At 66.5% G+C, this 15,015-nt stretch carries 15 protein-coding genes; 9 read left to right on the top strand and 6 right to left on the bottom strand.

All coding sequences use genetic code 11. The annotated features are described in order from the left end of the window. Positions 1-116 precede the first annotated feature (116 nt). The 5 genes from K0O64_RS28865 to K0O64_RS28845 all read right to left on the bottom strand — a co-directional run bounded on the left by K0O64_RS28865 (position 117) and on the right by K0O64_RS28845 (position 5,504). Entirely contained in the window at positions 117-839 is a 723-nt protein-coding gene (locus K0O64_RS28865; RefSeq protein ID WP_071948474.1) for an SDR family oxidoreductase, read from the bottom strand. A 79-nt stretch (positions 840-918) separates the two neighbouring features. After that, a complete protein-coding gene (locus K0O64_RS28860) occupies positions 919-1,203 on the bottom strand; it encodes a hypothetical protein (RefSeq protein WP_071948475.1) in 285 nt (94 codons plus the stop codon). Positions 1,204-1,212: 9 nt separating this feature from the next. Beyond that, positions 1,213-2,406 (bottom strand): amidohydrolase family protein, encoded by a 1,194-nt coding sequence (locus tag K0O64_RS28855; protein ID WP_071948476.1) that lies wholly within the window; start codon positions 2,404-2,406, stop codon positions 1,213-1,215. A gap of 19 nt (positions 2,407-2,425) precedes the next feature. Further along, a complete protein-coding gene (locus tag K0O64_RS28850) occupies positions 2,426-4,630 on the bottom strand; it encodes an acyl-CoA dehydrogenase family protein (protein ID WP_096312579.1) in 2,205 nt (734 codons plus the stop codon). Positions 4,631-4,634: 4 nt separating this feature from the next. Beyond that, positions 4,635-5,504, bottom strand: coding sequence for an amidohydrolase family protein (locus K0O64_RS28845; protein ID WP_071948480.1), 870 nt, complete (start codon positions 5,502-5,504; stop codon positions 4,635-4,637). A gap of 148 nt (positions 5,505-5,652) precedes the next feature. Here K0O64_RS28845 and K0O64_RS28840 point away from each other — a divergent pair, with 148 nt between their 5' ends. The 9 genes from K0O64_RS28840 (at position 5,653) to K0O64_RS28800 (ending at position 14,111) form a co-directional block, all read left to right on the top strand. After that, entirely contained in the window at positions 5,653-6,300 is a 648-nt protein-coding gene (locus tag K0O64_RS28840; protein WP_225933571.1) for a TetR family transcriptional regulator, read from the top strand. A gap of 113 nt (positions 6,301-6,413) precedes the next feature. Beyond that, complete coding sequence (locus tag K0O64_RS28835; protein ID WP_096312578.1) at positions 6,414-7,238, top strand: cutinase family protein; 825 nt, start codon at positions 6,414-6,416, stop codon at positions 7,236-7,238. 91 nt (positions 7,239-7,329) lie between these two features. Further along, entirely contained in the window at positions 7,330-8,085 is a 756-nt protein-coding gene (locus K0O64_RS28830; protein WP_096312577.1) for an SDR family oxidoreductase, read from the top strand. A 132-nt stretch (positions 8,086-8,217) separates the two neighbouring features. After that, positions 8,218-11,013, top strand: coding sequence for a helix-turn-helix transcriptional regulator (locus K0O64_RS28825; protein WP_071950215.1), 2,796 nt, complete (start codon positions 8,218-8,220; stop codon positions 11,011-11,013). Positions 11,014-11,094: 81 nt separating this feature from the next. Beyond that, positions 11,095-11,649, top strand: a complete 555-nt coding sequence (locus K0O64_RS28820) for a sigma-70 family RNA polymerase sigma factor (RefSeq protein WP_071948484.1) — start codon at positions 11,095-11,097, stop codon at positions 11,647-11,649. Continuing rightward, the gene (locus K0O64_RS28815; protein ID WP_425574817.1) at positions 11,646-12,380 is read left to right on the top strand and encodes an SDR family NAD(P)-dependent oxidoreductase; all 735 of its coding nucleotides are present in this window, start codon (positions 11,646-11,648) and stop codon (positions 12,378-12,380) included. The genes K0O64_RS28820 and K0O64_RS28815 overlap by 4 nt, the downstream gene beginning before the upstream one ends. 17 nt (positions 12,381-12,397) lie before the next feature. After that, positions 12,398-12,826 (top strand): cupin domain-containing protein, encoded by a 429-nt coding sequence (locus K0O64_RS28810; RefSeq protein ID WP_096312576.1) that lies wholly within the window; start codon positions 12,398-12,400, stop codon positions 12,824-12,826. A 9-nt stretch (positions 12,827-12,835) separates the two neighbouring features. Next, a complete protein-coding gene (locus K0O64_RS28805; RefSeq protein WP_096312575.1) occupies positions 12,836-13,723 on the top strand; it encodes a hypothetical protein in 888 nt (295 codons plus the stop codon). 31 nt (positions 13,724-13,754) lie between these two features. Continuing rightward, complete coding sequence (locus K0O64_RS28800) at positions 13,755-14,111, top strand: VOC family protein (RefSeq protein WP_096312574.1); 357 nt, start codon at positions 13,755-13,757, stop codon at positions 14,109-14,111. Here K0O64_RS28800 and K0O64_RS28795 read toward each other — a convergent pair. Continuing rightward, the gene (locus K0O64_RS28795; RefSeq protein WP_096313060.1) at positions 14,087-14,953 is read right to left on the bottom strand and encodes an IclR family transcriptional regulator; all 867 of its coding nucleotides are present in this window, start codon (positions 14,951-14,953) and stop codon (positions 14,087-14,089) included. The two genes, K0O64_RS28800 and K0O64_RS28795, sit on opposite strands and share 25 nt — an antisense overlap. Positions 14,954-15,015 lie beyond the last annotated feature (62 nt).

Raw genomic sequence — 15,015 nt, 5'->3', positions numbered from 1 at the left:
AGCGCCAGTTGCTTGCCGAGGGTCCGCGGGGCGGTACGGAGCTTCCTTGCGGAAGGGAGCGGGCTTACCGGTTGCCGCTCCAGGTCCTTTTCGACTGTTGTGACATTACCGCGACTTCAGGTGAATTGCTGTCCGCCGTCGATGTCGTAGGTGGCGCCGGTCAGCGCTCCGTTCACCATGAGGTGGACCGCGAGCGCGGCGACATCGTCGGGACCGACGACCCGTCCGATCGGCAGTGTGGTGCGCAGCTCGTCTCGGCGGTGTTCGAGTTGGTCGCCGAGCAGAGTGGCCGACAACGGGGTGTCGACGAAGCCGGCCGCAATGAGATTGACGCGAATCGGCGCGATTTCAAGCGCGAGCGCCGCGGTGAACGCGGGCAGCGCGGCGGTCGCGGCCGGGACGATGCCCAGCCGGTGATCGATGCGCCGCCCACCGGTGCCGCCCATGAAAGTGAGTGAGCCGCCAGGTCGCATCTTCGCCCGCGCATTACGTGCGACCTCCAGACCGAGGACGACATGTCCGCTGAGCGCCTCGCGGACGTCGTCGGCGTCCATCTTGAGCAATGGCCGATAGCTGGGGCCGCCTGCGGTGATCAAAACGTGGTCGACGGTGCCGGGCAGCCGGTCGAAAAACCTGCGCAACTCATCGGAGTCGGTGGCGTCGAAGGCTGCGATGTCTCTGGCGCCCACCTCGTCGGCGGCAGCCTGGAGGTGCTCCGCATTGCGTCCGGTCAGGATCACCTCGGCGCCTTCGGCGCGAGCGCGGCGGGCAGTCGCCAGTCCGATACCGGCGCTTCCACCGATCAGAACCACGGTCTGCCCGGCCAATTCTCCGGTCATCGCTTCAGCGTCCGCCGACTGTGGGTGCTATGCAGAGATTTTGGCAAGATTTCGTGCAGGACCCCCACACTCGACACCCCTACGTTAGCCAACGGTCGACGAGGTCGGCCCACCGTCGCGAAATCGTCTTGTCCATCAGGTCGCGCCGGCGGCGGGTGTTCACGTCGTCCGGCTCGATCCCGCCGATCGCCATGCGAGCCATCTCATCGACCTGCTCGCTTTCGAGCCCGAACGTGAGCAGGACGTCGAGATCGGTGGCGGTGTCGAGCTCATCAGGCAGCGTCGAGCGCGCGAGCAGAACGGCGGCGTTCTCCTCGCCGGCCTCCAGCAGCATCGCGACCAGGCTGGCCTTGGCGACCTTCACGAAGCGTGACTACACCGGCCGGCGGACCGATAGCTCGATCCCGTTGTCCCGCATGACCTTACGGCACTGCTCGGGCGTGTAGTCGAAGTTCTCCAGGTCCTTGATGTAGGAGGCCGGCTCGGCCAGACCTTCGACGTGCGGGTAGTCCGAGCCCATCAGGATGTGGTCGTCACCCATCAGCTTCAGCAGGCTGGCCAGTTCGTCCTCGTAGAACGGTGACACCCAGACGTGGCGCCGGAACGTCTCCCGCGGATCCTCCCGATAGATGAACGGGATCTGGCCCCACGACTTGGTCAGCTTCTCGAACAGATGGAACACCCACGTTGAGCCGCTCTCGATGCACGCCATCCGCAGATTCGGGAACCGCAGGAACAACCCGTTGTGCAGATGGTTGGCGAACGTGTCCTGGATCGCGTCCCCACTGAACAGACTGCGGAAGCCCAGCAGCGCGTTGAACGACATCATGTAGTCCGACTCACCCCACGCCGGCATGAACTTCGAGTAGTAGGTCTCACCGGAGTGGTAGCACACCGTAATACCGGAATCATTGGCCAGCTGCCAAAACTCGTCGAACATTGGATCACCGGGTGGCCGCATCCCGACCTCGGTGGTGATCGGTCCCGGGATCATCACGATGAAGCGCGCATCGCGTTCGAGCGCCCACTCCAGTTCACGCACCGCGTCGGCCGGTCGGCACATCGTGATGTAGGGAGCGGTGAAAATCCGCTCCTGATAGGCGAATCCCCAGTCTTCGTCGAGCCAGCGGTTGAATGCCTTGAACGTCGCGACCGTCGCATCAAAGTCGGGGAGCAACGCCTGCTCCATCCCGACGCCGAGGGTCGGCAGCATGATGCAGCCCTGCATGCCCTGGGCGTCCATCGCCTCCAGCCGCGCATCGCGGTTACGGTATTCGGGCCGGATCGGCTCCAGTTCGCCGAACAACGCGTTCAGATCTGCACCCCGGGGATTGCGGCCGCGGAAGTACTCGTCGAGCGCACCGGGTTTACCCACCGGGTCGAACGTCGGGTTCGGGATGAACCGGTTGACCCTGCCGCCGACCAACAGTCGTTGCCGCCCGTCAAGCTGCGCCCACTGGATCGCACGCTTCTTCAGTTTCGGGTCGATGTAGCGCGTGAATGCGTCCTCGGCCTCGTAATAGTGGTTGTCACAGTCGAAGAACTTGAACGGAAGCGCAGTGGTCATGGGGCTGTGTCCTTTCCGGCTATTTCCGTGGCAGGCCGAGGATCATCGAGGCGATGATCGTGAGCTGAATCTCTGCCGTGCCGCCGCCGATGAGCTCTGACGGCATGTCGAAGTAGGGCTTGATCACTGCAGGATCTGAATCCTCCAGCATCGCAAGGCGTCCGGTGAGCCCCAGGTTTGCAGTAGAGGCACGGCGCAGCAGCAGCACCATCGCGTACTTGGCGATGCTGGAGGTCGGGCCGGGGCCCTGCCCTTGCACCAGACGCAAGGTCTCACGCAGAACCATCGCCTTGATGGCAGTCGTGTGGGCTTCGATCCCACCGAGCGCCTGCAGGATCGTGTCGTGATCGGGGCCGTCGGTGTCGGCCATCCGCCGAAGCGCTTGTGAGCGATCGATGGTGACGTAGTTGCTGATTGCCGTGCGCTCGACAGCCATGGTCGCCACCGCGAGATCCCAGCCGTGGCCGGGCTCACCGACCAGCATGTCGTCGGGAATGAAGACGTCGGTGAGAAACACTTCGTTGAAATGGGACTCACCGCTGGCCTGCTTGATCGGGCTGATCTCGATCCCGGGCGATGACATATCGACCAAGAAGTAACTGATGCCACGGTGTTTCGGCGCATCGGGGTCCGTGCGGGCCAGCATCGCGCCGAACTGTGCGACATGTGCCGACGAGGTCCAGATCTTGTGTCCGTTCACCAGCCAGCCGCCTTCGACCTTCTGGGCCCGGGTGACCAGCGAGGCGAGGTCCGAGCCGGCACCCGGCTCGCTGAACAACTGGCACCACCGCTTGGTGCCGCGCAGCATGTCCCACGCGAATCGTTCACGCTGCGAATCGGTTCCGCTGTTGAGAATCGACGGCAGAATCCATTCCGCGATACTGAGCGACGGCCGCACCATCCCGCGCTTGTCGAACTCCTCGGTGATGATCACCTGTTGCACGGGAGATGCGTCGATGCCCCACGGGGCGGGCAGGTGCGGAGCGACCAGACCAGCCTTGGCCAGTAGGTCGCGCTGCGAACCGTAGGCGAGCCCCGGTGCCCGAGCATCATCGGTCGGCGTTTCGTTCTCCAGCTCCGACGCCTGATCGAGTGTCGCGGCGATCGTGGCCCGGAACTCCGACTCGACGTCACCGAGATTGATTGCCGTCGAACGCTTTAGCGTGCGGGCCAGTTCGCCCGCCTCACGGGCCCAGCGTGGAGTCGACCCCACCGATGCGGCCAAACTGGTGGCCCGCCGCCAGTACAGGTGGGTGTCGTGTTCCCAGGTGTAGCCGATGGCGCCGAACATCAGCAGCGCGTCGAGCATCAGGTCGGGGCCCGCGCAGACCGCCATCAGCGCTGCCGACGCGGCGGCCAGCCGGTGCTGGTCGATGCTCTCGTCGATCGCTCGGACCGCATCCCATGCCGACGCCGACGCCAGCTCCGCGTTCACCAGCAGCACGGCGGCCTTGTGCTGCAGAGCCTGGAACGAGCCGACTGGCTTACCGAACTGCTCGCGGGTGCGGATGTAGTTCACGGCGGTTTCGACGCCCTTGCGCACGGTGCCGGCCGATGCGCACGCCGTGAGTGCGGCGACGACACAACGTGCTCGTTCGGTGTCGATCCCGGTGATCGGGGCCTGTGCCGGGTAATCCTGGAGGGTGAGGGTGCCGACGTCGGTGCTCAGATCGGTGCCGCGCTGCTGTTCAAGCGTAAGACCGGAGCTGGCGTCGAGCACGAACCACAATTCGGTGCCGTCCTCACCGTGGGCGGCCAGCAGAACCCGTTGTGCAGCAAGCAGTCCCAGGGTGCTACCGATGGAACCGGTCAGCCGCCACCCTTCGCCGTCCGGCACGGCGCGGACGCTGGAATCCTCCGGCAGCACCACCACGGCCGTCGCACCACCGGCAAGGTCGGCCACCAAGGTCGCCGCGGAATCGTCGGCCAGGCTCGCCACGGCGCTGGCGGACACCGTACTCAACAGCGGGCCGGGCAGGAGCGCCGCCGCGGCCGCCTCGATGACGCAGGCCGTGTCCGCGAGCGTGCCGCCCTGGCCACCGGCATCTTCGGGAAGGTGCACCGCGTGGAAGCCGTTGGCGGTGAATTCCTCCCACCACGTTGGCAATTCACCTGCGGCGATCGAGTCGAGCGCGGCCCGGGTCTTGTCGATCGGGGCGTGCCGGGCCGCGAACTGAGTCACGGCCTCGGCCAGCTGCTCCTGCTCGATCGTGATCGCCAACACTGCGTTAGTTCTCCAGTCCTAGAATCCGAGCGGCATTGCCGTACAGGAACTTCGGCCATACTTCGTCTTTGAACGGCACCTTGGGCAGATCACTGAAGATGCGCTCCAGCGACAGGCCCATCGGGAAATAGCCGGCGTAGATGATCTTGTCGGCACCGCGGGTGTTCGCGTAGTCGATGATTTCCTTGGGGTAGTACTTCGGTGCGAACGCCGAGGTCGAGTAGTACAGGTTGGGCCACTTGAGCATGAGCTTGACCGCGAGGTCCTGCCAGGGCTCGCACCCGTGGCGGGTGACGAAGACCAGGTCGGGAAAGTCGAACATCACGATGTCGATCCGTGAAACCTCTTGCGGCGCCATCGGAATGCGCGGCCCGGGGACACCGGCGCAACAAAAGATCGGCAGCCCCAGTTCGACGCACGTCGCGTAGACCGGGTACATCTTCGGATCGTCGATCGGCACCTGGGGGAAGGTGCCCGACGGGAAACATGACACGGCACGGATGCCGTACGTCTCGTATTCCCGGCGGATGTTGTTGACGGTGCCCATGACGTCGTTCGGGTCGTTGACGTTGCCCGAGGCGATGAAGCGGTCGGGGAACATCTTGAGCGCCAGCTCTGCCGCGGAGCCCTCGCTCACGCCGATCATCGACTTCTCGATACCGAACCGGTCCATCTGCTGAAGCAGCAGTGACACGGGGTCGTCGGTGGGCAGGCCCTTGGGCACGTCCTTGAACATGTACTCGACCGGGAAGTCGAAGTCCTCTTTGGACTCGCGATCCTTGGTCTGCTTGCGGATGAAGTCGTACTGAGCGGTGCCCTCGTGCGGGAAACCGATCATCGTGTCGATCACCGGCAGACCGACCGGTCCGGCCATGGTGTCCTCCCATCACAAGAGACCCGGCGGAATGCCGGCGCGCACACCATAGTGAAACACGGTTCTACTTGGTGTCAAGCGATCTAGCTGCTACTACCGGTCCGTTTGGGGTTAGCATGTCGTAGCATCGCAGAAGACTGTTCTAGCTTTGATCGGAGGTGACATCGTCAATACGCCAGTTCCCGACCTGGTGCCGCCTGCCGGACGTGTCATCCCGCTGTCGGATATGACGAGTGGTCAGCTTGCGCGCCGGGCGAAGATCATCGAAGAGGTGATCGACCTCATCGGTGCGGTCGGCGCGGACGCGGTTCAGATGCGTGATGTGGCCCAGCGGTCGGGCGTCGCGCTGGCCACGCTCTACCGCTACTTCTCGTCGAAAGAGAATCTGTTGGCCGCCGCATTGGCGGACTGGCAGAAGCGGTTGACCCGGCGCGTCCTGTCCGGCGGTGAGCCGTCGGACAGCGATCCACTGCCCGCAGTCTTGGACTACTTGCGCCGGGCGCAGCGTGCGTTCAACCGCAACCCGGCGATGACCGCGCTGATGCTGCAGATGATGACATCGACCGATCCCGAAGTGCGCTCGTCGATCGATCAGATGGAGCGCACCAACGTCGAGCTGTTCAACCGCCTGCTTGCCGGCGTGGAACCCGAAGCCATTCCGCAGGTGACGTTCGGGCTCAACGCCGCGCTGAGTGCTGCGCTCGCCGGGCTGCGTGCCGGACGGCTGACGCTGGATGAGTCGCTGAATCACGTGGAATGGGTGGCGCGGGTGTTGCTGGCCGAGGCGCAACGCTAGACGCGTTGGCAGCCGTGATCACCACGTGGTTCGCGTCACCTGAGCCACGCAGCGGTAACGCCGGACGTGGTCGCGCGCGATCTACAGGCGGACAACCGTGGAGGGACTTCATCGTGATTAGGCGCCTTGGATCGGCCGTGCTGGCCGCCGGTATCGCATTGGCCGGGCTGACGGCGGGAACCGCGTCGGCAGCCCCGGGGTGCGCTGATTACCACTGGATCGGCGCGGCCGGATCCGGACAGCGTGACGCGGCTGGGTTGACCGCCAACGGCGGTATGGGATCGGTGGTCTACCAGTCCTACCAGCAGCTCAAAGCGCAGCTCGCCGCCGACGGCCGCACCATCGACGCCGAAGCTGTCCAATACCCGGCGGCCGCGGTGCCACTCGAGGGCGGGATCAGCGGTTGGCTGGGCTTCCTCGGCAGCGTCGGTGACGGCACCGACGCGACAGCGACGCAGTACAAGGCCTTCGTCGAGCGCTGCCCCGACAGCAAGGTGGTCCTGGCCGGATACTCGCAGGGCGCGATGGTCGTCCACCGCAACCTGTACAAACTGGCCGACGATCCGCACCTGGCGGCGGCGTTGCTGATCGCCGACGGGGACCGGCTGCCCGTCGACACGACGATCAAACTGGGGTCGACCGCCGTCGCGCTGGGCCACGGCGAAGGCGTCGCGCAGGATCACTCGTTCCTGGCGTCGACCAACACTTCGCAGCTGCCGCCGGCGATCGGCACCCGCACCATCAGCGTCTGCGACGTCGGTGATCCGGTCTGCGACTACAACCCCGACACCGGGAAGGTCACCGACTCGGCGATCGCAATCCACACCTCGTACGCGCCGGCCCTCAGCGGCCCGCATGCCTGGGGCACGCCGCTGTACACGCTTGTGACGGCGACCGAGACGGCCTCGCCCGTGGAGCTGACCGCGCACACCGCCTGATATCCCCGCGCCGCCGGGATGAGTTTTCGTTCCACCATCCGTTCTGGCCGTCAGGGAGCTGTTCAGCTTCCGCACGCCAGAAGGGATCATCATGAAAATCGTCGTAATCGGTGGCACCGGCCTGGTGGGGTCGAAAGTGGTGCAGGCCTTGTCTGAACGTGGTCACGAGGCCGTCGCCGCGGCACCCTCGACCGGTGTGGACACCATCACCGGTGCGGGCCTGGCCGAGGTGATGTCGGGTGCCGCCGTCGTCGTCGACGTCTCCAACTCCCCGGTGCTGGACGACTCGGCGATCGAGTTCTTCCGCACGGCGACCACCAACCTGCTGACCGCCGAACAGCACGCCGGTGTGCGGCACCATGTCGCGCTGTCCGTGGTGGGCACTGCTGAGTTGGCTCCGCACAGCGGCTACTTCGAAGGCAAGCTCCTGCAGGAGAAGCTGATCAGTGAAGGTCCGATTCCGTTTTCGATTGTCCACGCGACCCAGTTCTTCGAGTTCGTCAATACGCTCGCCGACTCTGCCACCGAGCGCGACACGGTGGTGCTGCCGCCGAAGTACTTCCAGCCGATGGCCGCCGCCGACGTCGCCGAAGGCGTTGCAATCGCCGCGCTGAACGACCCCGTCAACGGGATCACCGAAATCGGCGGCCCCGACATGGTTTTGCTTCCCGATCTGATCCGCACCGCGCTGATCGCCCACGGCGATACCCGCACCGTCATCGCCGATCCGAGCGCGCTCTACTGGGGCGTCGACATCGGCGAGCGCACCCTGGTGCCGGGGTCGGGCGCGACGCTCTTCGACACCCGGTTCGAGGACTGGCTTCTGCAGGCGGCCGCCAAGTCCTAGGCGATGGCCACCCTCGACGAGACCGTCGTGCCCCTGTCGGGATAGGTCCCACCACGGCAGTGCGCGCCGGCCCTGGCTACGATCGAAGCCGACTAATTCGGTGACGTCCGCTAGGGGCAGACGGTGGTGCCTATCGCGAGTGACGGACGGCCCGCGCAACTGCGCGGACGTGCTGCCGAGAGCCGGGTGCTGCAGTCGCTGATCTCGGCCGTCACCGCCGGTGATTCGCAGGTATTGGTGCTGCGCGGTGAGGCCGGCGTCGGCAAAACGGCATTGCTCGGGTATCTCGTAGAGCAGGCGTCGGCACTGCACGTCCTTCAGATCGCCGGCGTCCAGTCCGACATGGAGCTCGCCTACGCCGGGCTGCAGCAACTCTGCGCGCCGCTGATGGAGCACCTCGGTGAGTTGCCCGATCCGCAACGGCTGGCGCTGGAGGTCGCCTTCGGCCGCGGCGTGGGCGAGGCACCCGACCGCTTTCTTGTCGGCCTGGCGGTTCTGAGCCTGATAGCCGCAGCCGCGCAACAGAAGCCGCTGTTGTGCGTGATCGACGACGCGCAATGGCTCGATCAGGTGACGGTGCAGACCCTCGGTTTCGTGGCCCGCCGCCTGCTGGCCGAGCCAATTGCATTGGTGTTCGCCGCACGCGATGACGGCGCCGAGCCGCTGGCGGGACTGCCGGAGCTCACCGTACGCGGCTTGTCCGACAGCGATGCCCGTGAGCTACTCGATTCGGTGTTACTCGGCGGGATCGATCCCCCCGTGCGCGACCGCATCATCGCCGAAACTCGTGGCAATCCGCTTGCACTACTTGAGGTTCCGCGCAATACATCGGCCACCGAGCTCGCCGGCGGATTCTGGATTTCCGGCTCGGCCTCGTCACCGAGCGCGATCGAGACCGGTTATGTACGGCGTATCCAGGCGCTGCCCGCTCCGACCCGCCGACTGCTGCTCGTGGCCGCGGCCGAACCGGTGGGCGATTCCGCGCTGTTCCTGCGCGCCGCCGCCGCACTCGGTATCCCGGTCGACGCGCTGGCGCCGGCCGAAGCCGCCGGCGTCATCGAGTTCGGCCCGCGGATGCGCTTCCGGCACCCGCTGTTGCGGTCGGCCGCCTACCGCGCCGCCGACCTGACCGACCGCAGAGCCATCCACCGCGCCTTGGCCGACGCCACCGATCCCGACGTCGACCCCGACCGGCGGGCCTGGCATTCCGCCAACGCGGTGGCCGGACCCGACGACGCGGTGGCAGCAGAGCTGGAGAGCTCGGCGACGCGAGCCCAGGGCCGGGGCGGGATCGCCGCGGCGGCCGCGTTTCTCGAGCGCGCCGCAATCCTGACCGCGGACGCGGACCTGCGCGGTGCACGGGCGTTGGCCGCCGCTCAAGCCAAGCGAGATGCCGCGGCGTCGGCGGCCGCGCGTGACCTGCTCGACCTGGCGGAGCGTGGGCCCCTGTCGGAGCTGCAGCGGGCCCAGGTCGCGCGATTGCGAGCCCAGATGGACTTCGTCCGCAGCCGAGCCGGCGAGGCCGGAGCACCGGCCGTGCGTGACACCGCGCGGGCACTGCTCGATGCGGCCCGACAGCTGGAATTCCTGGACGACTACGCATCTCGCGAGAGTTACCTCGAAGCGATTGCGGCATTGATGTACGCCGGGCGACTCGGCGACCCCGGGGCGCTGACCCATGCAGCGGAGGCCGCGCTGGCCGCGCTCGCCCGGGAGCCCGAATTGTCGCGCGCGGTGGACTATCTCCTCAAGGGCATCGCTGAACGCATCACTCGGGGGGTCAGTGCGGGCTCCGAGCCGCTGCGCACCGGGCTGGATCACATGTGTGTGCTGGCTGCGGCGGACGATCGGCACGTCTTGCGCTGGATGGTTCCGGCGTTCCCGATCCTGCAGGAGTCGGCGGCACACGAATTGTGGGATCCGATGATCGTGGAGCAGCTCGCCACCGCGGCGGTCCGAGCCGCACGCAATGCGGGGGCACTGGCCACTTTGCCGCGAGCGCTGGTCTATCAAGCCGGGGTCCACCTCGTGGCCGGCGACTTTCGAACGGCGGCAACACTTGTCGCAGAGGCAAACACGATCACCGCGGCGACCGATCACTCGACGGCGGTCAAGTACCACGCGTTGATGCTGACGGCGTGGCAGGGCGACGCGACCGAAGCCGAGCGGCTGATCGAGGCGGCCGCGGCGGACGGAACGAGCCGAGGCGAAGGCCGGGTGCTCGGACTGACCGGATACGCGGCGGCCGTGCTCTACAACGGGCTGGGCCGCTACGAAGAGGCACTGGCCGCCGCCCGCACAGTATGTGAATACGAAGATGTCGGCTTCTACAGCTGGTGTCTGTACGAACTCGTGGAGGCGGCGACGCGCTGCGGCGATCGCGACGCGGCCGCCAGTGCGCTACCGCGACTCGCGGAGCGAGCGGGGGCGAGCGGAACCGACTGGGGGTTGGGGGCACTGGCCAGCGCCCAGGCGATGCTGGCCGACGACGAGACCGCCGAGGCCCTCTTCACCGAAGCCCTCGAACGGTTGGGCCGCACGACGATCACCGTCCATCAGGCCCGCACACATCTGGTGTACGGCGAGTGGCTGCGACGGGTATTGCGCCGCAGTGACGCCCGGCATCACCTGACCCAGGCCTATGACGCGTTCGTCCGGATGGGTGCCGAGGCGTATGCCGAGCGGGCGAGGCGGGAATTGGCCGCCACGGGCGAGAAGGTGCGAAAACAGCAGCCGAGCACGGGCGGCGAGCTGACCGCACAGGAGGCCCAGATCGCGCGGCTGGCTGGTGAGGGGCTGACGAACCAGGAGATCGGTGCGCAGCTATTCATCAGTACGCACACCGTCGAATGGCATCTGCGGAAGGTGTTCGCCAAGCTCGGCATCTCGTCGCGCAGGCAGCTGCGCGCGATGTCCTGGGCGAGCTAGGCCCGGGCCCACGGACTCCGGGCCACCGGACTACGGATTTTCAAGGGTTCGCTCAGACGGGCAGGCCGCGAGGCTGGTCGCATGACCGCCGAACGATTCGCCCAGGATGCGCAACCACTGTTCGATGCCCTCTTGCGCCGGGCCAGGGGACTGACCAAGACGAACGCCGATGCCGAGGACCTGGTACAGGACACCTTGCTGCACGCCTACATGGGGTATCACACCTTCCGCGAGGGAACCGACTTCAAGGCGTGGCTGTTCCGGATTCTCTACAACCGCTGGGTGAGCACCTTCCGGGCCAAGCAGCGGCGACCGGCTGAGGTGCCGGTCGACGATGTCACCGAGGGTGAGCTGGCCGGCAGTGCGGCTCGCCTGTCCACGGCGGCCCGCTCGGCCGAGGCCGAGGCCCTCACGCGGCTGCCCGACGGCGAGCTCCGCTCCGCGATGGCCGCCCTGCCGGAGGACTTCCGCACGGCGTTGTTCTACGCCGAGGTGCAGGGCCACACCTATGCCGAAACAGCCACGATCCTGAACATCCCGCGCGGCACCGTGATGTCGCGGGTGTCCCGCGGCCGGCAGCGACTGCGAATCGCCCTCGCCGACACCGCGTTTGCGCCGACTGCCCAGATCGCATGACCGCCGCGATCGAACTGAGCGGGCAGACGGCTCTGGTCACCGGGGGCACCGCAGGGATCGGATTGGCCTGCGCCCGACTGTTGGCCGGCGCGGGTGCCACGGTGATCGTCACCGGCAGAGACCAGCACCGCGGTGAGGTCGCGGTCGGCCAGATACCGGGCAGCGCCCGCTTCCTGCCCGCGGATCTCTCCGATGCCGCATCGGTGCAGGCGCTGGTGGACCAGGCAGGCGATGTCGACATCCTGATCAACAACGCGGCGAGCTTTCCCGGTGCACTGACCGTCGACCAGACCGTCGCGAGCTTCGAGACGACCTTCGACACCAATGTGCGCGGGACGTACTTCCTGACCGCGGGATTGGTTCCGGGGATGTTGGGGCGACGCCGCGGCAGCATCGTCAACGTCACCTCGATGGTCGCATCGAAAGGCGTTGGCGGAGCGTCCACCTACGGCGCGTCCAAGGCCGCGGTCGAGTCGCTGACCCGATCGTGGGCGGCGGAGTTCGGTCCCTACGGTGTGCGCGTCAACAGCGTCGCACCCGGGCCTACCAAGACCGAAGGGGTCGAAGCGCAATGGGGTGACACCAACGAAGAACTCGGCCGCGCGTTGCCGCTCGGCCGCACCGCCGCCCCCGACGAGATCGCGCACGCCGTGCTCTTTCTCGCCTCGCCTCGCGCAAGCTTCATCACCGGCACCACCCTGCACGCCGACGGCGGCGGAACCGCCGTCTGACACCAAGGAGATCGGACATGTCGAAAAGCCATGACCCGCAATGGGAGAACGCCTTAACCGTGGTGCAGGACGTGCACCCGCCTTTCATTCCCGAGGGTGCCGACGTGATGACCGTCGTCATCGAGTATCCGCCCGGCAGCGCCGGAGCCCCGCCGCACCGCCATCCGAGCGGCCCGGCGTTCGGTTACATGCTGGAAGGCGAGATGCTCTTTGAACTCGAGGGGCAGCCACCACGTGTCATCCGCGCGGGCGAAGCGTTCTGGGAACCCGGCGGCGACGTCATCCACTACTCGGATGCCAACAACCGCGACGACGTGAAGAGCCGTTTCGTCGTCACGATGGTGTGCGTCCCGGGTCGCCCGATGCTCGAACTCGTCGACGACGACGAGCTGGCCGCCCGCAGCCATCTGCGGGTACCGGCCGTACCGGCTACCGGAAAGGACTGAACGCCAACGATGTCTCGCATCCTGCTCCAGACCACGATCACCGCACAGCCCGACGACTGGAACATCGGGCGCTTCTCGCTGCTGGCCGCCGAACTGCGTGCGGCCGGACACGACGTGGTCGCCCGCGACCGCGCACACCACGGTGACGATCCGATCCTCAGCGTTCTCGACGACCTCGCGTTCGACCAGCTGTGGCTGATGGCAGTCGACACCGGTGACGGCCTGACCGACACCGAAGCCGACGCCATCATGAAGTTTCGCCGCGGTGGTGGTGGCGTGCTCACCGCCCGCGACCATCAGGATCTGGGTTGCTGCCTGACCCGCCTGGGCTCGTTGGGCCACGTCAACGAATTCCAGGACAAAACCGTCGACCAGAGCCACCTCTGCGACGACCGGGACACCCCGACGATCTCCTGGCCCAACTACCACTCCGGTGCCAACGGCGACTACCAACCGGTACTCGCCACCGACCCGGTGCATCCGCTGCTGCGCACCTCGCAGTCCGCCAGCGGGCGCATAGAGTGGTTTCCCGCCCATCCGCACGAGGGAGCGGTCTCGGCGAGCGTGCCCTGCGCCACCGTCGTGGCGCAGGGCCGCAGCAGCGCCAGTGGCCGTCGTTTCAACCTCGCCGTCGCGATCGACGGTGAGACCTCCGACGGCTTACCGATGGGTCGTGCACTGGCCGAATCGACCTTCCACCACTTCGCCGACTACAACTGGGATTTGGGTTGCGGGGCACCGTCATTCGTCAGTGAGACACCCGGCACGCAAATCCTCGCCGATCCGGCCCGGCTGGTCGTCTTCAAGGACTATGTCCGCAACGTCGCGGAGTGGCTGCACCCGGGAATCCGTGCCTATCCCGCCGCGCCACCCATGACGCACGTGTCGCTGTCGTAATCTTGAGGGCGCTTCAGACACAGGAGGCGTAATGAGCGACCACGAAGTCAAGATGATCATCCTGTCGACCGACAATCTGGATGAGTCGATCAAGTTCTACAGTGACACCCTGGGCATGGGCGTGAAATTCAGCGACGGCACGCATTTCGCCGCGCTCGATGGCGGTCCGATCACCTTGGCGCTGGCAACCGAGATCGACCATCCGATCCCCGGACAGGTCGTCGTCGGCATCAAGACCGCCGACGTCGACGCGGCAGCCAAGGCTGTCGAGGCCGCCGGCGGCGGGATCGTGAAGGGCCCGTACGACGATGCGCACGAGCGCCGCGCCGTGGTCTACGACCCCAAGGGCAACGGGCTGGTCTTCTACAGCCCGCTCCCGCGCAAGTAAGTCGCCGCCTCGACAAGCCGTGTCCCCAGTGCGGTGACGCGGCGCATCGGCAGCGGCACGAACGGGTGCACCGCCAGGATCATGGCCACCCGGCCCGTGTCGTCGAACACCGGTGCGCAGATCGACGCAATCGGTTGCGGCCTTGGCGCCGAGTCGTTTTCGGGCAATAGGCCGATGGTCGCACACTCGACCAGCAGCTGATCCAGCATCGCCCCGACATGCGCGGGCACATCGTCACGCAGTGCGCCCACCAGTTTGGTCATCTGCCCGAGGGCCTGCGTGGTCCAGTCGACGTCGAAGCCACGCTCGCGGGTGCGGACCAACACCCGTTCCAACCGTTCGGCCAGTTCAGGATTCGTCGAGCCGGAGCGGGCGATCCAGGCCTGTTGTTCTTCAGGGGTGTCCCACGCCGCGAAGGCAACCCCGAACGGTGGGGCGTAGGCGATCCGCTCCCCGGGCGGGGTCTGCGCGCCTGCATCGCCGCCTTCGAAGGCGGTGATCACCAGGGAGTCGCCGACGCGTTCGACAACCGAAACCGCATAACCCAATTCAGCGGACAGCTGTGTGACGGTCGTATGCGCCGCATGTGCCAGGGGCCGCACCGCACCGGTGCGTGCAGCCACGACGGCAAGCGCCGGCCCCAGGCGGAACGCCTTGCCCGCGGGGTCCCGGGTCACCCATCCGCGGTCGCTGAGTGTTTTGAGGATCGAGTGCGCGGTGGCCTGGGTCAGGTCGAGTTCGCGCACGATGTCAGAGAACCGCAGTTGCTCGTTTCCGGGCTTGGCAAGCAATTCGACGATGTCGAGAACGCGCGCGGTCGGCGCCGATGTGGACCCCTTCATCCTTGACTCCAGCCGCCGGTCTTCCTACTGTCATTTTGAATGGTCGAGATGCTATCTCGAAT

The sequence above is a fragment of the Mycolicibacterium pallens genome, from assembly GCF_019456675.1.
GTDB lineage: Bacteria > Actinomycetota > Actinomycetes > Mycobacteriales > Mycobacteriaceae > Mycobacterium > Mycobacterium crocinum.
This window is presented reverse-complemented; position numbering and strand designations above follow the sequence as displayed.